The sequence below is a fragment of the Pseudomonas sp. WS 5078 genome (assembly GCF_012985745.1).
In the GTDB taxonomy this organism is placed as follows: domain Bacteria; phylum Pseudomonadota; class Gammaproteobacteria; order Pseudomonadales; family Pseudomonadaceae; genus Aquipseudomonas; species Aquipseudomonas lundensis_A.
Genome location: NZ_JAAQWX010000009.1, coordinates 139,319 through 158,054 on the forward strand (window position 1 = coordinate 139,319; position 18,736 = coordinate 158,054).

An 18,736-nucleotide genomic window follows, 5' to 3' on the forward strand; every position below is an offset into this window, starting at 1 on the left:
ATTACCGCTTTCACCGATCGCGTCAGGCGGAAATCGGCCAGAAGTGGATATTGAGCCGTGTTCTTATACTGGGCAAAGTTAGTCCTACTGACGCTTAAAGGAGAGTGGGAGGGTTTTTCAATAAGCACTTCGGTACTTCACGAACGAGTAATCTGACCTTGACCCATGGATGCTGAATTAGGGTCAAAGTCAGAGTTTTCACTGATTGTATGGAAAAAAACTATGGGCTATACCACCTACTGAGTTGTCATCTGCACGCGTCGAGAAATTTAGTTAATGTTCCCGGTATTTCAGACAGTGAGGCAAGTGTGCGAATTATCTCTCCATTGGGATCGAATTTAACGCCCTGTTTTTTCACGAAATAACGCGGATCATCCTTTGTCCGATCAATTTTTATAACATGAAGAAATTTTATAAAAAGATCATATATAAATTTTCCGCGCCACTGTAGGTGAGGGTCGATCTTGGAAAACGACTCTTCAATTTCGCTAAAGTCTCTCGGCAGTGTTTCCGGCCATCCTATTAGATCGAAATAATCATTACCGCTAGGGGCAATACCATTTAGTGTGATCATTACATACTCAGTCACCCGATCTTCGATATTTTTAAGCTCCACTCCATGAGTTCGCGCGTAGTAAATTGCTTGATTAACAGGTCGCATAATTTCGAAGAAGCGCTCAAGAAAACTGTCAAAAAGGGCACTAATTCTATCTATTGCCTCGTAGTCAGCTTCAGCAGTGCATTTAAATTCTGAACCAAGCAAAGAATGTAGTATATCCCTGGTAACTAGATGATTCTCTATTGAATAACCATCAGTCACGTAAATATCATCGCCAGGGATGTGCCCTTTCAGTCCGTCAAAATCATGATCAATGAAAAATCTCACGTTTGCATCTGATTCTTTTTTTCTAAGTAGAATCTCTCTTAAACCAAGAACCTGATCTTTGCCTTTGGCTATAACAGATGCAAACCCCATGTTTATTGTCCGATTGAAAATCGTCTCATAATATGGAAGATCCTCTAATCCTTCAAACACACAAATAAGCTTTGTAGGGTTTTTCCCTCTAACCGTAGTGTAATTTGCCAACGCAACTCTAGGTGTCCGCCGCCCTTCTCTCATCGTGTCTAAAGTCATGCGTCAATCCGCTCATAAGTCACATATAACGGTTGAGCATAATCGTCTAATTCGTTTTCAAAAATAAATGGAGAGTGCGTAATGGCAATTAGTTGAGCGCAACTTGGGGACTCTAATATGTCGAGCAAAAAAAGCCTTTGCCAAGCCATGGATAGCGATAGCTCAGGCTCGTCAATTAAGACTATAAATTTTTTCTCTTTCTGCAAATGGAGTTTCGCAAAAATGGAAACTATTTGTTTTTCACCAGATGATAGCTGAGCTAGTTTTACAGGATTAGAGCTATAAGGAGTCCTGATATCGATATCAAGCGACATTTTATCAAATATGAAAGCCTTTTCTGCCTGAGAACTAGACTCGAATGCAGATGCTACCCAGTACTTGTTTATGACCTTTACAAATCCCTCAATCGACTGCTCATCTTTTTGAGTGGATTTGTAAATTTCTAACATTTGGAATAAGTACGACCTCAAACTATCGAAAGCGTGCCCGTTGATCTCTTCAGTTTCAATCAGCTCAAGTATTCTGGCTCCAGCTTGACCCTCTGCTTGTCCTAGTCGTGCAAGTACCAATCTTAGTTGATCGCCAAGACTTTTATTGTCGGAAGGAATGGGTTCTGGAGTTTTAGTATCCGGAGACAATAAATCTTCAAGAGACTGGACACTCAAGCGAGAATACGCAGTAAAAGTTTCAGATTGTATTGTGCTTTTGATATGATCTAGTTGAGCTTCCACGTCCCCCATACCAAACCACATAAGCGTTTCGTCGTTGTCTTCCTTTTCAGGCTGTACAGTCTCGAATAGAGAGTGGTGCCGAGCTTTACTTTTTTCGTACTTGTTAAACTCAACTTCAATTCGACGAAAAGTAGGCAGATAAAGAACTTCTAAGTCGCCCATCGCCTTAGTGATATAGCTTGTAAGCCCAGTATAGACTTGAGTGCGCTCAAGAGCCGGCATAGCCCTTCTCAGGAGTCTAGTTGACTCCGAGGGATCATAAGGACCATTAGCATATACCTTACGAAATACCTCGTGCGTCCTGGTCTTTCTAGGATCAAAATTCGGGCCGATTTCCGAGTAAAACTCATATAGCTCTTCTTCGGTAACTCCATACTCAGTAATTTCGGCAAAAGCAGATGAGTTGAGCGGTTTTAGCTCTGTGGGAAATATTTCAGCTCGTTCAAACTCAAATTTTTCATAGCCTTCAAATTGAATTATGATTTTTGAGAATTTTATTTGATGGAGCTTAGATAAGCGACGTGTTAAAACTGCATATAAGGCATTTAGTAATGTGGTCTTTCCCGTACCGTTTTCTGCGACTACGATCCTGACGCAGGTTGGAGTGTTCAGAGCTAAATTTTTGAATCCATTTAGCCCAATAATCTCAAATTTTTTAATAATTGGATTTGTTTCTGCAATATCCGCTACTTTCGGCATTTTTGCTCCATGCATCTATAAAAGGTGGGCCTGGGAGTAAATAATCTAAATTTTGACCTCATTCACTCCCTAGAACGCTATCAAAATGCCACCCTCATGTCGATCCTCGGTGCTTATAATGCAGACTCGTTCACACAGAAACGAGAGTGAGGTCTCCGCCAGTTAAACTCACGATCGAAAACAGGCGTTCACTGAGATCTGCTTTAGCCGATTTATGCCTGTGGCCACCGTCTGATCTTGGCCGATTGCGGACCTTCGTGAAGGCCAGCTTAGGGTCGGAAACGGTCGCACATGAGTGGCTGCTTCTGGCCAATTCTGTTGAAAAAGTCGGCCATGGTTTCCGCAGCTGAAAAGTACGCGACCGACATTGAAATTTTTACTTTCGGCTGAGGTGTCCAGAGGCCGATTTCACGTGGCAGCGTGTAAAAAAGGCATTTTCACGGGTCGATGATCAGGCAGTTTTTGATGACCGACTGTTTTCAACAGAATCGGCCGATAGCAGCCGTTCATGAGCGACTCCGTCAGCTCGGATTCTCAGGAACGCTGACGGAAAAAGGTAATTCAATAGCGCAACAGGTCTAGAGGTTGCTGGAAGCCCTGTATTTGTTGGCTTTGGCGTATTACACAGAGAAGTGATTTTGAGGGATGTGCAAGGTAATTTAATCGTAAGTCATTGATTTATAAGGTGTATGGTCTTGTAGGTAATTACTTAATAAAAGAGTAATTAGATTACTTATAGGTTACTCAGATATTACCTGCACTGTATTGGCTGTAGCCCTTTGAACCGTGCATTCCAGACGTTTTACCCAAGAACTTACCGTTCTTACCTTTTCCCGATGGCTTTCCCCAAAAAACACACATGGCCTATCAGGCGGCTGATTCACAGGTTGGCGCACAAACTCATGGAAACGCTTTTGCGCACACCGCGCTTTTACAGTCCCTATAAACCGGTGGCCTTGTTGAAAAAGTTGAGGCTGCTGGTTTCGAATCTCTCGTTCAGCGTCCCGATAGCTTCAGAGGGCATGGGATGGGGTAGATGTATTGGGTCGATATTGTTTGCTGCACTGGATGTGCTGTGAGCGACGAGAAGGCTCAATACTGGGGCTTTAAGGGGAGGGAAGTGAACGTTGGCTGGTACGAAAATGGTACAGAGAAAAATTAAGTAGGTCGTAAACCCTTGTTTTAAAGGGGCTGGCGGCTCAGTCCGTATCATCCATCATAGGTGCAACAGAAAACCTCCTAGATACCGAATCTAATGGGCGGGCTAGGTTTTCTGCGGGTTTGGTGTGCATTCGGGTAACTCTCGTTCACTACTGTTTACCGCTGTTTTTGCTTGTTTATGAATGCTCGTTGCTACAATGTAGCAAATCCGAATATTCGTGTAGCAAAATCATGGGCACTATCACCGTTCGCAAGCGCAGAGATGGATCGACGGGTTACACCGCGCAGATCCGCATCATGCAAAAGGGTGTGACAGTTTATCAGGAAAGCCAGACGTTCGACCGCAAGGCGACTGCGCAGGCCTGGATCAAACGTGTCGAAACTGAGATGTCAGTTCCTGGAGCAATCGAGAAGGCCAATCGATCAGGTGTGACGGTCAAGGAGATGATCGACCGCTACCTTTTGGAGTACGAAAAGCTGAGGCCGCTAGGGAAGACGAAGCGCGCCACACTCAAGGCTATCAGTGAAACCTGGTTAGGCAAGCTGGAGGATAGAGAGATCACCAGCCAGAAGCTGGTGGAGTACGCTGATGGACGAATGACGAACGATGGCATACAGGCGCAGACCGTGGGCAATGACTTGGCTCACTTGGGTGCCGTGCTTTCTGTGGCGCGGCCAGCTTGGGGCTATGACATCGATCCAATGGCCATGCCCGATGCGCGCAAGGTATTGCGCAAGATGGGCGCGGTGACACGCAGCAAGGAAAGGAACCGTCGCCCAACACTTGAAGAACTGGAAAAGCTGTTTCAATACTTCGGTGAGATGCGAGACCGGCGCAAGCAGGAAATAGACATGGTACGGGTGACGGCCTTTGCGCTGTTCTCTACGCGTCGACAGGAAGAAATCACGCGCATCAAATGGAATGCCTTAGATGAACAGCGCCAGATGGTTCTGATCACTGATATGAAGAATCCGGGTCAGAAGTACGGCAATGACGTTTGGTGCCATGTCCCTGATGAAGCGTGGCGGATCATGATGTCTATGCCAAAGGTTGCAGAGGATGTTTTCCCGTACAACTCTCGCTCTATCTCGGCATCCTTTACCCGTGCCTGCCACTTTCTTGAGATCGATGACCTGCACTTTCATGACCTTCGCCACGATGGTGTCAGCCGCCTATTTGAAATGGGCTGGGATATCCCGAAAGTTGCCTCTGTATCCGGCCACCGGGACTGGAATTCAATGCGCAGATATACGCACTTGAAAGGGAATGGCGATCCTTACGAAAACTGGTCTTGGCTGGAGACGATAGTAACGGGCCCCATCATTGAGGCCCGGAAGCGAATCAAGAAGCGCGGCGTAGACTAGAGTTGCGCATCAGCTTGTCATGCTCCGTACGAGCACGTGCATGCTGGGTATCCAGATAGGTAGCCAGGTCGGCAAGGTGAACCCCGCGTGCTGACTTTTGGCTGCGTTCGATGGCTACAAGTGGCAGGTCAATTTGGCCTGCTGCGACTTTCATCTTCATCTTTTCGGGTGTCAGATGGCTAAAGTAGTCAGCGCACACTCGCTCAAGAGGAATGATTGCCTGGCCGCCATACTGCGCAAGTAGCAGAAATTGAGTATTCATAGTTCCACCGCCTGAACGTCGGCTGCTGATAGAGATTCAATTGATATTGTTTGGTGCCCATACCCCACCACAAGCTGCGCGAGCGGGCGGTTTTGAGCGTTTAGCGTTGCATCAACACGCGCTGCCCGGCGCAGCTTTACGTGGGGTATAAGCACTCCCGCAGTGGCGCGAAGGGCTTTAATAACGCCTGTTGCTGCGCAACAGAGACTGTTTTTTACAGGCGTGTCGCTCCTGCTTTCGATGCAGAGCAAAGCGGGCTCGGCTGGGGTGTTTGTCTGTGAGGGCTTCATCCCGCTTTCCTCCGGGTGCTGGCACCGTGTTGATGCTTGCGGCCATCGGCCAGGCCGGTTTTGTAGCCGGTCCAGTACAAAAAGGCCGCGTTGAAGACCAGAAAGATCAGCGCGTAGATCTGTGTCGAAGTCATGTGGTGTGCTCCTGGTGCTTGGCTGGTGGTGGCAGCGCGGGTCAGTTGTTCGGTTCCGCCGCATCGGGGTGCGCTTTGCTCATATCTTCATCCGCCTTGTAGGCGCGGATGTCGATCAGGGCGGCGACATGTTTGATGTGGGCAAACTTCGTGGCCTTGCGGCTGCTGTCGAGTGTGGTGATCGGCAGTTGAATCCGGCCGCTGATGATTTCCGCGATGAACGACTGTTCGTTCAGGTAGCGAAAGTACTGTTCGCGCAGCTTGTCGAGGGGGATCAGCACGTCACCGAAGTTGCGATACAGCAGCTCAACGGTGGCCGCGTCCGGTGCTGGCACTAGCCGCAGCGGGCTTTGGTTGGCGTTATTCATGGGTGGGCGCGCTCGTTTTGGGTGGGCGACGGGTCGGATGATTCCAGGCGTTCAGGCAGTGGCGCTTGGTCAGTTCGCGCAAATGCTCCGGCACTTCAAGGAGCGCAGCGTTGCGCTCCTCGCGTGTCGGCATGGCCACGATCTGCCGCGCGTATTCCCTAGGCCACGTCACGGTGGTCAACCGCAATCGGTGGCAGGGCCAGGCCCAGCTGTTCGGCCAGCCATGCGATACCGGGCTGACGTACCCGGGTCGACTGGCTGTACTGCATGCCGAGTTCAGCGTGGAACCAGTTGCTGTCCTTAACCCGTAAAAACTCGCGATCCCGAACCGGGAAGGCGGGCAAGTTACGGGCATTGAGCAGGCCATTATCGCGCATCAACTTGATCAGCTTGGGCCGCGTTGTTCCCAGGTGCGCGGCCGCTTTGGCGAGGGTGCGTTCCATACCCCCTCCTAAGCGGCGAGCGCGGCAGGAACCACCGACGCAGCTAAGTGGGTGAGGGACTGCATCAGCCGATCAACGCAGTGTTGCTCGTCGCCATAGGCCGTAAAACACTGGGTGCGCGGGCATGTGTCGCCGGCGACGATGATCGCCGTGATGCCCTTACGGCTAAGGGTGCGGTGCACAGCCACTCGAACGTCTTCATCGAAACCGATATCGAGTATTAACGCGCCGCCGTTACGCACCAACTGACGCAACTGCTCTTGTTGATTGGCGTCCAGCAATTGCCCACGTTCGACTGACTCAGCGCTCACGCGTGGCGTTGCCGGTTCGGCAGTGTCCATGCGGCCATTGACGATGGACTCAATAAAGTCAGCGACCACCAGGTGCGTGTCTTTGTTAGGGGCATGCACTATCAAGCTGTGCTTCTCGTAGCCCATGATCACAGTGAACACCGTCTCGGGTGAACCACGCTCAACCTGTAACTCAAAGGTCAACGGTTGGTTGGTATTTTGAGGGCGGAAAACGTGGTTAAACGTGCCGTTCAAATTGACCTGTGCAGCCAGTAGGCGAAGGGTTTTATCAGCCAAAGTAAACCGGTTCATGCCGCATCCCCTCCGTTGTTTGGATCGAACGGGGCAGGGTGCTTGCTGTGCGGGACCAGTCGGGGTTTGTGATTGTGGAGGATGACCAGGCAGCCGGTGGTGGCTTGCAGCTGCTCAATCAGTCGACGGTTACTGGCGCACGCTGGGTGGACGTGCAGGGTTGCTGTGGTGTGCATGGTGTTGCCTCGCTCTGTGGTGGGAGAGTGAGGTAAATATCAATCACGGGTTGATAAATGTCAACTGATGGTTGATTTTGTCTTGGGTCTTGCTATATAGATACTTACCATGTGCAAGTGATAAGGTCGTAAGCGGCTCCATAAAATGGCCAAAAAAATCTAAAAAATTAAGTTTGACAAGGATAGTAAATTGAAACTTAAGCGGAAAACTATAGAGATCTCCTCATCTAATATTTTCGAGAATGACAAGCTACAACGGAAGGAAAGTGTTAATAATTTAACTGAGTTATTAAAAAATATAGAATCCCCAGTAGTTCTTTCTGTTAATGCCCCTTGGGGGTCTGGGAAGACGACTTATCTACGCATGCTACATGCAAGTCTTGAGCTTGAGACTAGAAAGCCTATCTACTTTAGTGCCTGGGAAACAGATTTTGCGGCAGATCCCTTGCTCGCTTTTTTAGGTGAAATGAATTTAAATATCGCTGGTTTTATTGGAGATGATAATAAGAGAAGTAAGGCTTGGGAACAAGCAAAAAAAGCCGGCGCTCATATTTTGAAAAGAGGAGTTCCCATAGCTGTTAAGCTAGCAACTGCAGGCCTTGTGGACGCAGATAAAATAGTTGAAGATGAAGCATCTAAGTTTGCCGAGGCCTTGTCTAAAGATATAATTGATAGTTATTCAAAAAACAAAATTGCAATAGTCGACTTCAAAGAAAACATTAAAAAAGTTCTAGGTGTTGAAGGAGGTGGTATTGAGAAATTATATATTTTTATTGATGAGCTAGATAGGTGTCGACCAACTTATGCAATTGAGTTGCTGGAGAGGATTAAACATCTTCTTGATATTGAAGGTTTGGTGTTTGTTCTGGCTCTGGACAAAAACCAATTGGCGCATAGTGTCAAAGCTGTTTATGGTTCGGAGTTTGATGCTGTTGGATATTTGAAGCGATTTATAGATGTAGAGTTTAGCCTCCCAGTCGCTGATATTGGTCCGTACATTGAATTCCTAGTCGACCAGTTTGAATTTGGAAAATATTTCGACTCTGATAGGGGGCGCGATAGTAATAGTGAGTACAATAACTTAGTTACAACAATAAAAGTTCTTGCGCTAGGGCAGAAAATGGCTCTTAGAACAATTGAGCAGTTGCTGTCAAAGATTAAACTTATTTTGCTGACGGTGCAAAAAAATCACTATATGTATCCGGAGTTAGTGGTTTTTCTTTTGTTTGTAAAAGATGTATATCCTGTGGAGTACGCCAATTTTTCTAAGGTGGAATCAAGCGGGGATGAGTTGATTGATCTCATTCGTAAAGTGATTTTGGGTGGTGGCGAAGCTGAATATATTAAGCAAGATATTCATGCCTTAATCATTGCTTGTAAGTTTGGTAATGGTACAAAATGGGCGCAGGAACATTTAAAAGAAATTGTGGCGGTATGTGTTAGCGAGACCGCGTCAGATACTTCGCGCCGCGACTCTAGTCGGACTGTCGAGATGGTTGATTACTATACCAGAGTGGGGCGAGGCATTCCTTTTGATCGTATAATTGCTCGAGTTGATATGGTGAGTAGTTTTAATTTTGATAGATGAGTAAAGTTTCGTCGTTATTTACTCAGGTATAAACGACCCTACCACCTTCCCACAGATATGCGTCTCCTCCGTAATATCAATGATTGGATATTGCGGATTGATCGGACGCAGATAAAACCGAGTTGCATCCTCTACCAATACCTTGAAGGTTACTTCATTGGTACGCGGAACCCGCGCAACCACACGATCCCCAGTGTTGGCTGGCACCTCTGGATCAACAAAGATAATGCAACCAGTCGGGTAGCTTCTGCCTGGCCCTGGGTTTGTCATTGAGTCGCCCAAGACTCTCAGTGCATAACCACTTTGGCTAATAGGCACTGGGCAGGACAGCCATTCGTCAGCATCGTATGGCTCAAAGTTGCAGATGGTCTCGCACCAAGCTCCAGCCTGTACCCAAGAGATGAGTGGCACTTTTCCAAAGCGGTCGAGCATCCCACTGACATTGCTATCGTCACCAACCCGCAGTTGATGAACATTGCTTTCGCTGATCGGCTCTTTAGGCAGAACACCGTATTCCAGCCATTCACGGCGTACTTTCAGCCAGTCGCACAGGGCGACCATGCTGTCAGCCTCGGCCATAGCCTCGCCGTTCAGCCACTTGCTGATAGCTTGAGTGGTTTTATGAACCCCCACGCTTTTCAGGCGCTTGTGGATGTCCACACCGCGTCCACGGGCGCGAACCCCGGCATCGTCGAGTGCTTCATGTAGACGCGCGCTGAACGCGGCTCGTAATTCATCTTTATCAACCATAGGTTGAGACTCTCATAGAGCTTGCGCAAAAGTCAGTTGATGTTTAATATCAACCGCGAGTTGATAAATGGAGGTTGCCATGCTGAACCCCGCAGATTTTCCGAATGCCATTGCTTTCGCGTTCGAAGCTGTTGGTGGCATCGGTGCCGCAGCCAAGGTGTGTAAGCGTAGCTATCAGGCGCTAAACAAATGGCGCCAGGCAGCGTGTTTGCCTCGGACTGATTACACCGGTGAAACCCGCTATGCCGAGCTGTTAGCCGCAGCGGCAAGTAAAAATGGTCACACGTTTGAAGCGGCATGGTTGTTAGAGGCATCGTCGCCCCATAAAGCGGCAGCATAGATTAGAAAGAAAAAAGGCGACCCATAGGGCCGCCCAGTTCCTCCCGGCACACACCACCACAGTGCTGTCGGGTCGCGGTAAAGGTAGGCGGGCACACCACATGCTAAACCACCTCCCTTTAACCGCGCTTTCCAAGGCTCGGAAGCCTTGGGTTGCTGCCTTCTCCACCACAGATCTGGCAGCTGTTGCGCCAGAGGTGACCGACGGATCGTTCGCCTCGGCACGGTGCCGGTTTCGATCTTAAGAATCTAGACCGGCTTTTTGGGCCTCTTCAAGCCACGCGGCAAATGTACCACCACAACACGCCGCGCGGCACTGGCAACATTCAAGGATTAATGCCATGAGCCGTATTGCTCTGAGTTGCATCCAGCGGGCGCGTCGGGAAATCCTGCCGCTCGATTTGGCGCTTTACCACGCTGCACGCGACTACCCCGGCGGCGCTGCTGCCATTGCCGCCACCACCGGCCGTAACCCCACCACGCTGCAACATAAACTGTCCCCGACCCACCCAAGCCACACGGTGAACGTTCAAGAGTTCGCCGAGATCCTGGAGCTGACCAAAGACCGCCGCATCCTGGATGCGGTGCACGCATTGGTAGGCGACACGATCTGGCAGGAGCTGGCCGAGGCGTATACCGATGACATGCCCGAGACGCTGACCACCGGCCTTGCGGTGTATTTCCGTCAGGTCGCGGATCTGGCCGACACCTGGGCTAAGAGCATTGGCGATGGCGTGGTCAACGACAGCGAACTGGCCGAGATCCGCCTGCAAGTATTTCGCGGTATCCAAGGGCTGCTGGGTCTGTTTAATCGCGCCTGCTACGTCAACTCGACCACGCGAGGTGGCGACCGTGGCTGACATCGCTGATTTTGCCAACGACCTGGTGCAGGAACGTATCGATCAAGCACTGGCAGCGCGTAAGGCGTTGCCGGTGTTTGAGTCTTACGAGTTCTGCGTGGATTGCGATTCAACTATCCCTTTGGCCCGTCGCTTGGCCGTCACCAGTTGCACACGCTGTGCAGCCTGCCAAGAACTCAATGAACAAGTAGGTACTCGTTATGCTCGATGACGTTCTCGGTCAATTCGCTGACCACGGCCTTGAGCCTGCGCAACCGCTGACTTTCGGCAAGCTCACCCGCTGCAAGACTACACAGGACAAGGGCAAGGAGAAAAACGGCTGGTACGTGATCCATGAGCACCGCACCGAGAAAAACGAGCTACTGATTTTCGGCAGCTTCGGTGATTGGCGCACGGGCGACAGCAACAAGATCAAAGTAAAACCGGGGCGCATGAGTCAGGAGGAGCGCGACGTGATGCGTGCTCGTCAGGAAGACGCCAAGCGTCGGGCCGCTGAGGTGGCCGCCAATGCCGCTCGCCGGGCTGCCAATCGCGCGGCGGGCTTGTTCAAGCGCATGCCGGAAAAGGGCCGCAGCGCCTATCTGGAACGCAAGCAAATCATCGGCATACGCGTGCGTTATGCCCCGCGCACCGGGGCATTGCTGATCCCCATGACCACCGCACGCGACCAGATCGTCGGCCTGCAAGTGATCTACCCGGAAAAGCAGGCAGACACCGGCCGTGATAAATCCTACTGGCCGCATGGTATGTCTAAAGAAGGCGCTTATCACCTGATCGGCCCGCACCCTGAACCCGGTGAGCCGGTGTTGGTGTGTGAGGGCTACGCCACCGGCGCAAGCCTGCACATGGCCACCTCGTTTGCGGTGGCCATTGCGTTTGATGCAGGCAATCTCAGCGCTGTGGCCAAGGCCATGCGCGAGCGTTTCCCCGGTCGTGCGTTGATCGTGTGCCGGGACGATGACTGGAAAACCAAGCGCCCCAACGGTGAGCCCTGGAACCCCGGTGAAGAGAAAGGCAGTAACGCGGCCTTAATCGTCGGCGGCCAAGTCGTCGGCCCGATTTTCTCGGGTGAGCGGGAGATCAAGTGGACGGACTTTAACGACCTGCATTGCGCCGAAGGGCTGGACGCGGTGCGCCGTCAGGTGTTGGCGGTGGTGAGACCGCCTGCCGCCGGTGGCTGGAAAGACCAACTGGCCCGCACTGAAAACGGCTCATTGATCGCGCACATGCAAAACGTCGAGCTGATCCTGGGGAACGATGAGCGCTGGGCCGGGGTGATCGCCTTCAGCGCGTTCAGTTCCAAGATCGTCAAGTTGCGCACACCGCCGTATGGCGGTGGCACCGGTGATTGGGGCGATATCGACGACATCCGCGTCATGAAGTGGCTGGCCCAGCAATACAACCTGCGCGTCAAAGCCTCCAGCGTGATCGAGGCCGTCAGCGTGGTGGCCCACGACCACGCCTTCCACCCGGTACGCAACTACCTCAATAAACTGGAATGGGACCGCGTGCCGCGCCTCGATACGTGGCTGAATACCGTCATGGGCGTGGCCCAAAGTGGTTACAGCGCCAAGGTCGGCAAGCGCTGGATGATCTCGGCCGTGGCGCGGGTGATGCGACCCGGCTGTAAAGCGGACTCGGTGATGATCCTTGAAGGCGGGCAGGGCGAAGGCAAGTCGACGGCCATGAGCATTCTTGGTGGTGACTGGTTTATGGACACGCCGTTTGCCCTGGGCGACAAGGACGGCTTTCAGGCGATCCGGGGTAAATGGATCATCGAGCTGGGTGAGCTGGACAGCTTCAACAAGGCCGAAAGCACCAAGGCCAAACAGTTTTTCTCCGCGTCCACCGACACCTACCGCGAAAGCTACGGCCGCAGAACCAATGACGTGCCACGCCAGTGTGTGTTCGTGGGCACCACCAACCAGGACGAATACCTTAAAGACGCCACGGGCAACCGCCGTTACTGGCCGGTCGCGTGTACCAAGGTCGACCTGGAGCAACTGCGCGAGATCCGCGACCAGCTGTGGGCCGAGGCGATGTTCTGTTACGAAGCAGGCGAGATCTGGTGGGTCAACCGCGACGAAACCGCGATGTTCTCCGAAGCCCAAGATGAGCGCTTTGTGGTGGATGAATGGGAAGGTCCGATCCTGAACTGGCTGGAAGAATCGCAGATCGGTGAAACCACCAGCGGCAGCGAGGTGTTGGCCAGCGCGCTCAAACTCGACTTCGGCCATTGGGGCAAGCCTGAACAAATGCGCGTGGGCGCGATCATGCACCGGCTTGGATGGCGACGTGTGCGTCTGCCAGCATTGGCTAAAAGCGGACAGCGTCCTTGGGCTTACAAGAAGCCCCAGGGTTGGGGCGGCGCCTCGGCCTTGCAGGTGCAGAAAGTCGAGGAGCCTTGCTTTGATTAAGCGCATCGACACCTTGCTCAAGCTGTGGGCAGAAGACCTGCACAGCGAATCACCCGAGGGCACGGGCAGCGGCAACATGATTGCCATGCTGATGGAAACCAAGGGCGAGCTGATACGTGGCACGCGTGGCAGTCGGGTGCTGCTCGATGAGTCGGCCGACATCGAGCTGATCGTCAACAAACACCTGCCGCCGCAGTTGTCGGTGTTGGTGCGCGAGCACTACTGCAACCACGACAGCTTCTTGTCGCAGAAGATGCTGTATTGCGGATGCAGTGCGCCGACCTATTACCGCCGCCTTCACGAGGCACACCAGCGCATCGCTAACCTGTTGCTCGGGAAGCGAGCGGCGTGATGGTTGCCTCGAACACCTTTATGGCCCGCCTTGTCCCGCTGCTTTGTGTCGCAGTGGGTCAGGCGCAGGCCGCGCCGTTGTTGGGCTGTCCCACCGTCCCGCTTAAAAGTGCCTCCCGCCCATGTGAGCGCAGCGGGCAGACATACGCGCGTGTCACGCGCACGCGTGTTTTTATAAACCTCTCTTTACACGAGAAAACAGTAAAAGAAGTAGGACAGTGGGGCGCAGCCTTTGATTTAGGCGCTCTCCCTTGTCCCACCTTTAACCTGAACAGTGGGGCAGGGCAGACAGACCCCAAAAGCGCTAGCCGGGGTGATGTATTCGCCGACATTCATCGGGCGTTCACCCGCGTAACCCACTTATTCACCGGTGGCATTAAAAGCGGCTTGCTGCCATGAGAATCCACCTGTAAAAAGTAGCCATCTTCGATAGGTGCGACCGCAGAGAGCGGCAGGCACCCACCACTAAACCCGGCCCTTGCGCCGGGTTTTTGCGTTTATGGGGCAGGCGATGACAACAGAGCAACAAGCGTTAGCTGATATGCCGATCTGGCTACTGATCGTCCTCTCCATGATCGGCGGGGTGTCCGGCGAGATGTGGCGGGCGGACAAGGACGGGGCGCGAGGCTGGTCACTGGTGCGGCGCTTGGTCTTGCGCTCCGGTGCCTGTGTCGTGTGCGGGTTGTCGACGATGATGCTGTTGCACGTCAACGGCGTTTCGCTCTGGGCGTCTTCGGCACTGGGCTGCCTCACGGCCATGGCCGGCGCGGATGTGGCCATCGGGCTTTATGAGCGCTGGGTTGCAAAGCGGTTGGGTGTTTGTGACCTAACTGCAAAGGATAGTGAGCGTGGACAGTAACGACAAAATGATGTGCTGACTGCTCCGTAGGTAGGTGTAGGCGCCGGCCTACGGAGCATGGTGGGTTGCTTGGTTCCGATACGCTTTTAGCTTGGAATATCTATTTCGCGAAGAGTTACCGTGGAAGTGCCGGCGTAATAGCCCTGTTCATTTATCCGTTTTACTACGTCGTCCTTATCAATGCCGGTTGGCAGCTTGTCGTGTTCACTATCGACTGAGCGCTGATGGCTTAAGCCTTTTAGGAAATTAACATCGGTGATCGAGATATCTTTGATGCTCTTGTTTTTTTCAACGATCAGAATTTTCTCAAGTCCCTGATCACGATAGATGTCTAACAACATTCTGAATGTCCTTTCCAGTTAAGAGTGTTGGGTAATTCCTTGGCCGACCTGGTTATCGAGGCCGATCATTTCTCTGTAGTGCCAATCCAGCGACTTGCCATCCTGGCAGGTCCTTATACCTGCAAAGGTGAGCTAATGAGCAAGTCCACGCTGACTGTATATCTTCCTGACCGCCCTTTACCCCTTTGCGTTGAGGCTGACACCTTCAAGTATTTTGGGTGTGAGCTGGCATTGGAAAAAGACGGAGAAATCGTAGCTCGTTCGTCTGATCGTGGTTTTGTTGTCCAGTCCGACCTGTTGCGTGAGCCGACATTGGGCTATGGCGTACAGCCAATTGATCGGGTTGAATCATGTGTTGCGCTGCCAGCCCCCGCCCGGCTCGCTGAGTTCAAGACTAATCCTGCACCTGCTTGGCCGTTCTCGGTTGGCATGGCTGTTGGTGTTCTATCAAGCGGTTGTGTAGCAGTCGCGTTGCTGATAGGTGCTTAAAACGACGGCGTTTGTGACGTTACCACCCCATCGGATCGCTCGTAATAATCCCCCCGTGTTCAAATCCTGCCGGGGACCCTGGGCATTTTCCACGGGTACGGGGCAGGAAACCCGCGGGAAATCGTTAGCCGCTGGGCTGGCAGCTTATTGAAATTCAATCCATTGAAATTGAAAGGCTTGCATTGAAAAGCCGTTGAAAAGGAGGGCTTGTGACAGACCCCATCTTTCTGTCGAAGAGCGCCTTTGCGGCTCACATCGGCAAGGCACCGAGTTACATCACCTGGCTTCGAAAGAACAACCGGCTGGTGCTGTCGGCGGACGAAAAGCTGGTTAACGTCGACGCCACCATCGCGCTGATTCGTGAAACGGCCGACCCCAGCAAAGCCGCCGTCACGGCCCGGCATCAAGCAGATCGTGTGCAGCGCGACGTGACCAGCCAGTTGTCCCCGCTGGTCGAAGCCACGCCGAGCATGGCTGCGCCGCAGCCCGCTATCGGCCCGGCCGGTAAGCAACCCGACTTCCAAAAGGCCCGAGCCCACCGCGAGTACTACCTGGCGCAGTTGGCCGAGGCGGAATTCCACAAGGTGCAGGGCTCGCAGGTCGAGCTGGAAGCCGTGAAAACCGGCGCCTTCAACGCGGGCCGTTTGCTGCGCGATCAACTGCTGGGCATGCCGCCACAACTGGCCCCCGAGTTGGCCGCCATGACCGATCCGTGGGAAATCGAACGTCGCCTTACCGCTGCGATCCGCGCTTCGCTGGAAGACGCCGAGCGCATGTCCTCGGCTGACCTGGTTCACGCCCTCAACCACAAGAGTTAACCCATGCACACGGAAATCCCGAACGGTGCAGAGGTGTACCGCGAGGCGTATTTCCGTGGGCTACGGCCTGACCCGTCGCTGTGGGTCGACCAGTGGGCCGACGAATACATGCGCATCCCGCGTGACACCGGCGCCGCCGAGCCCGGCCAGTACCGCACCTCGCGTACGCCCTATGCGCGCGAGCCCATGCGCTGCCTGTCACCGGCTCACCCCTGCAAACGCGTGGTCACGATGGTGGCCTCGCAGTTGATGAAAACCCAGATCGCGCTGAATTGGATCGGCGGCCTGATCCACATGGTGCCGTCCAACATCCTGACCCTGCTGCCCAGCCTGAGCCTGGCCAAGCGGGTGTCGTCACGGATCGGCAAGACTATCAAGGCCACGCCGGTGCTGCGCGAACGCGTGGCGGCGACCCGTTCGCGTGACTCGCGCAACACCATGGACACCAAAGAGTTCGAAGGCGGCTCGCTGTACGTCACCACCGCCGGTTCTGCAGCCAACTTGGCCGAGCTGTCGGCGCGCTACATCTACGGCGATGAGATCGACCGCTGGGATGTCGACGTGGGCGAAGAGGGTGACCCCATCGAACTGGCCGAAACCCGGGGCAGTACCTTCGGCCGAAACGCCAAGTTTTACTTCTCCAGCTCGCCCACCATCAAGGGCGCGTCGCGCATCGCTGACCTGTTTGAAACCAGCGACCAGCGTTACTACTACGTGCCATGCCCGCACTGCGGCCACATGCAGGTGCTGGAGTGGGAAAACCTGCATTACTCGGCCGATTACCGCGTGGTCCATTACCAATGCGCCGGGCCGGACTGCGACGTACTGATCGAAGAACACCACAAGGGCCAGATGCTGGCCCATGGCGAATGGCGTTCCCACGCGCAGGGCGACGGCGAAACCATCGGCTTTCACCTCAACGCCCTGTATTCACCGCTGGGTTGGATGGACTGGCCGTCGCTGGCCAAGCAGTTTGAAAAGGCCAAGAAGGCGCAGAACCGGGGCGACCTGGAGCCCATGCAGGTGTTCTACAACACCCGTCTGGCCAGGGTCTGGGACAGCGCCCAGGAACAAACCAAAGCCACGGTATTGAGAGACCGCGCACGCCTTGAACCGTACGGCCTTGGCGCTATGGTCCAGCGCGTGCTGATGCTCACTGCCTCGGTCGACGTGCAAGCCAACCGCCTGGAACTGATGGTGATGGGCTGGGGCGTGGGTATGGAGCGCTGGGTCGTCGACTTCCAGATTATCTGGGGCGACCCGGCGGATGAGCGCACCTGGGCCGTGCTCGATGAAAAACTCAAGGCGCGTTACCCGCACCCATGCGGCGTTGGCCTCGGCATTCTGGCCACCGCCGTCGACTCCGGCGGCCACCACACCGACGAGGTGTACCAGTTCTGCCGCGTGCGCCGGTGGCGCAACATCTTCGCCATCAAGGGCGCGAGCAAGCCGGGTAAGCCGGTGATCGCACAACGCCCGTCGATGGTCGATGTAACCTGGAAAGGCCAGACCGAACGCAACGGCGCTGAGCTGTGGTTCGTCGGTACCGACACCGCCAAGGACTGGATCTACAACCGCTACCCGTTTGAAGACGGGCCGGGCGCCTTGCACTTTGCCAACGACTTGCCGGACGAGTTCTTCGACCAGTGCGTGGCCGAGCGCAAGGTGGCGCGCTACGTGCGCGGCCACAAGCGCATCGAGTGGGTGAAGGGCAAAGCCGAGCGCAACGAAGCCCTCGACCTGATGGTGTACAACCTGGCCATGGCGCATTACCTGGGCCTGAACCGCTACAAGGAACACGACTGGGAGCGCATCCGCCAAGCCCTAGCGCAGGCCGGGTTGTTCGATGAAAAACCGGTACAGGCCGAACGCCTTGCCGCGCCCGTTGCAACACCCACAAAGCCCGTGCAATCACCGGTTGAAACGGCCCCACCTGTGGCCACTCTGGCCACTCTGGCCGCTCAGCCGCAGCCGGTCGCACGACCCCCACAACGTCGCAGCTCCAGCAGTGGCTACTTGAAGCGCCGTTGAAATTAAATGATCTCGATCACGGGGGTAATGAGCTTGGCGCCGATGGCGATCTCTTCGGCGACCAGGCTTTTTAGGGTCTCCTTACTGCCTTCTTTCATGGTTTCTGCAATCCGTTCACGGATGGAGTGACCATGGGTGAGGCAGTGGGGCATGGCTTTTAGCGCCTCAAACCCTTTGACCGTCAGCACAGCCCCCGTCACTTGGGCCGTGGGTATGACTTCCCCGTTCATAAACCCGGAGCCGATCAGCCAGCGGACCGTGGCCAGAAAGAATTGCGCGTCATGGTCAGCGAGTTCCAGCTCGCAATCATCACTGCCTGCGGCGGTCGGGACAGGTGCCATGAGCTGGGCGGCGATCAAGTCACAGGGCATAGGAAAGTGGGTATACAACTCATCAAAAACTTTGCCAGTCAGGTCGTTGAATTTATCGATATTGGAAACTGACATGTCGCAAAACTCCGATCAAAAAGTGCTGAGCGCGAAGAAGGTCAAAGCGCTGACTGAATCGTAGCCGGTTCAGCCAACACG

23 protein-coding genes are annotated in these 18,736 nt (G+C 53.5%); 11 read left to right on the forward strand and 12 right to left on the reverse strand.

The genetic code is table 11. The features are described from left to right. Positions 1–247 precede the first annotated feature (247 nt). Together HBN68_RS14035 and HBN68_RS14040 are read right to left on the reverse strand one after the other, a co-directional pair. The gene (locus HBN68_RS14035) at positions 248–1,135 is read right to left on the reverse strand and encodes a DUF4435 domain-containing protein (RefSeq protein ID WP_169964858.1); all 888 of its coding nucleotides are present in this window, start codon (positions 1,133–1,135) and stop codon (positions 248–250) included. Further along, positions 1,132–2,565, reverse strand: a complete 1,434-nt coding sequence (locus HBN68_RS14040; protein ID WP_169964860.1) for an AAA family ATPase — start codon at positions 2,563–2,565, stop codon at positions 1,132–1,134. The genes HBN68_RS14035 and HBN68_RS14040 overlap by 4 nt, the downstream gene beginning before the upstream one ends. 1,392 nt (positions 2,566–3,957) lie before the next feature. Here HBN68_RS14040 and HBN68_RS14045 point away from each other — a divergent pair. After that, positions 3,958–5,091 (forward strand): site-specific integrase, encoded by a 1,134-nt coding sequence (locus HBN68_RS14045; RefSeq protein WP_169964862.1) that lies wholly within the window; start codon positions 3,958–3,960, stop codon positions 5,089–5,091. Here the strand turns inward: HBN68_RS14045 and HBN68_RS14050 are convergent. The 7 genes from HBN68_RS14050 to HBN68_RS14080 form a co-directional block, all read right to left on the reverse strand. Beyond that, positions 5,069–5,353, reverse strand: a complete 285-nt coding sequence (locus tag HBN68_RS14050) for a pyocin activator PrtN family protein (protein WP_169964864.1) — start codon at positions 5,351–5,353, stop codon at positions 5,069–5,071. The genes HBN68_RS14045 and HBN68_RS14050 overlap by 23 nt on opposite strands. Before the next feature lie 286 nt (positions 5,354–5,639). Beyond that, complete coding sequence (locus tag HBN68_RS14055; protein WP_169862316.1) at positions 5,640–5,777, reverse strand: hypothetical protein; 138 nt, start codon at positions 5,775–5,777, stop codon at positions 5,640–5,642. A gap of 41 nt (positions 5,778–5,818) precedes the next feature. Next, on the reverse strand, positions 5,819–6,145 hold the full coding sequence (locus HBN68_RS14060) for a pyocin activator PrtN family protein (RefSeq protein ID WP_169964866.1): 327 nt from the start codon (positions 6,143–6,145) through the stop codon (positions 5,819–5,821). Continuing rightward, positions 6,138–6,278, reverse strand: coding sequence for a hypothetical protein (locus HBN68_RS14065; protein ID WP_169964868.1), 141 nt, complete (start codon positions 6,276–6,278; stop codon positions 6,138–6,140). Before HBN68_RS14065 ends, HBN68_RS14060 begins: the two co-directional genes overlap by 8 nt. A 25-nt stretch (positions 6,279–6,303) precedes the next feature. Further along, on the reverse strand, positions 6,304–6,588 hold the full coding sequence (locus HBN68_RS14070) for a phage antirepressor KilAC domain-containing protein (protein ID WP_169964870.1): 285 nt from the start codon (positions 6,586–6,588) through the stop codon (positions 6,304–6,306). A gap of 8 nt (positions 6,589–6,596) precedes the next feature. Further along, positions 6,597–7,190 carry a hypothetical protein gene (locus tag HBN68_RS14075; protein ID WP_169964872.1) on the reverse strand — a complete coding sequence of 198 codons (594 nt, stop codon included), beginning with the start codon at positions 7,188–7,190 and terminating at the stop codon, positions 6,597–6,599. Beyond that, positions 7,187–7,366 (reverse strand): hypothetical protein, encoded by a 180-nt coding sequence (locus HBN68_RS14080; protein ID WP_169964874.1) that lies wholly within the window; start codon positions 7,364–7,366, stop codon positions 7,187–7,189. The genes HBN68_RS14075 and HBN68_RS14080 overlap by 4 nt, the downstream gene beginning before the upstream one ends. Before the next feature lie 190 nt (positions 7,367–7,556). On the opposite strand from HBN68_RS14080, the gene HBN68_RS14085 reads away from it, so the two are divergent. After that, positions 7,557–8,954, forward strand: a complete 1,398-nt coding sequence (locus HBN68_RS14085; RefSeq protein ID WP_169964877.1) for a P-loop NTPase fold protein — start codon at positions 7,557–7,559, stop codon at positions 8,952–8,954. Between the two features lie 18 nt (positions 8,955–8,972). On the opposite strand, the gene HBN68_RS14090 is transcribed toward HBN68_RS14085, so the two are convergent. Further along, positions 8,973–9,704 (reverse strand): S24 family peptidase, encoded by a 732-nt coding sequence (locus HBN68_RS14090; RefSeq protein ID WP_169964879.1) that lies wholly within the window; start codon positions 9,702–9,704, stop codon positions 8,973–8,975. 79 nt (positions 9,705–9,783) lie between these two features. Between HBN68_RS14090 and HBN68_RS14095 the strand changes: the two genes are divergently transcribed. The 6 genes from HBN68_RS14095 (at position 9,784) to HBN68_RS14120 (ending at position 14,530) form a co-directional block, all read left to right on the forward strand. After that, positions 9,784–10,044, forward strand: coding sequence for a hypothetical protein (locus HBN68_RS14095; protein ID WP_169964881.1), 261 nt, complete (start codon positions 9,784–9,786; stop codon positions 10,042–10,044). 340 nt (positions 10,045–10,384) lie between these two features. After that, positions 10,385–10,903: a phage regulatory CII family protein gene (locus tag HBN68_RS22230; protein WP_070413142.1), complete on the forward strand. Its 519-nt coding sequence runs from the start codon at positions 10,385–10,387 to the stop codon at positions 10,901–10,903. Continuing rightward, positions 10,896–11,114, forward strand: coding sequence for a TraR/DksA C4-type zinc finger protein (locus HBN68_RS22235; protein WP_169964883.1), 219 nt, complete (start codon positions 10,896–10,898; stop codon positions 11,112–11,114). Before HBN68_RS22230 ends, HBN68_RS22235 begins: the two co-directional genes overlap by 8 nt. Then, a complete protein-coding gene (locus HBN68_RS14110) occupies positions 11,104–13,320 on the forward strand; it encodes a VapE domain-containing protein (protein WP_169964885.1) in 2,217 nt (738 codons plus the stop codon). Before HBN68_RS22235 ends, HBN68_RS14110 begins: the two co-directional genes overlap by 11 nt. Continuing rightward, the gene (locus tag HBN68_RS14115; protein WP_169872822.1) at positions 13,313–13,672 is read left to right on the forward strand and encodes a hypothetical protein; all 360 of its coding nucleotides are present in this window, start codon (positions 13,313–13,315) and stop codon (positions 13,670–13,672) included. Before HBN68_RS14110 ends, HBN68_RS14115 begins: the two co-directional genes overlap by 8 nt. Positions 13,673–14,182: 510 nt before the next feature. Continuing rightward, positions 14,183–14,530 carry a phage holin family protein gene (locus HBN68_RS14120; protein WP_169872821.1) on the forward strand — a complete coding sequence of 116 codons (348 nt, stop codon included), beginning with the start codon at positions 14,183–14,185 and terminating at the stop codon, positions 14,528–14,530. A gap of 86 nt (positions 14,531–14,616) precedes the next feature. On the opposite strand, the gene HBN68_RS14125 is transcribed toward HBN68_RS14120, so the two are convergent. Continuing rightward, complete coding sequence (locus HBN68_RS14125; RefSeq protein WP_169872820.1) at positions 14,617–14,871, reverse strand: hypothetical protein; 255 nt, start codon at positions 14,869–14,871, stop codon at positions 14,617–14,619. Between the two features lie 135 nt (positions 14,872–15,006). Here HBN68_RS14125 and HBN68_RS14130 point away from each other — a divergent pair, with 135 nt between their 5' ends. The 3 genes from HBN68_RS14130 to HBN68_RS14140 all read left to right on the forward strand — a co-directional run bounded on the left by HBN68_RS14130 (position 15,007) and on the right by HBN68_RS14140 (position 18,209). Then, positions 15,007–15,360, forward strand: a complete 354-nt coding sequence (locus HBN68_RS14130; RefSeq protein WP_169964887.1) for a hypothetical protein — start codon at positions 15,007–15,009, stop codon at positions 15,358–15,360. Positions 15,361–15,569: 209 nt separating this feature from the next. Further along, a complete protein-coding gene (locus tag HBN68_RS14135) occupies positions 15,570–16,178 on the forward strand; it encodes a terminase small subunit (RefSeq protein ID WP_094988839.1) in 609 nt (202 codons plus the stop codon). 3 nt (positions 16,179–16,181) lie between these two features. Beyond that, a complete protein-coding gene (locus HBN68_RS14140; protein ID WP_169964889.1) occupies positions 16,182–18,209 on the forward strand; it encodes a phage terminase large subunit family protein in 2,028 nt (675 codons plus the stop codon). Positions 18,210–18,211: 2 nt separating this feature from the next. On the opposite strand, the gene HBN68_RS14145 is transcribed toward HBN68_RS14140, so the two are convergent. Beyond that, positions 18,212–18,655: a hypothetical protein gene (locus HBN68_RS14145; protein ID WP_169964891.1), complete on the reverse strand. Its 444-nt coding sequence runs from the start codon at positions 18,653–18,655 to the stop codon at positions 18,212–18,214. Positions 18,656–18,736: the final 81 nt, after the last annotated feature.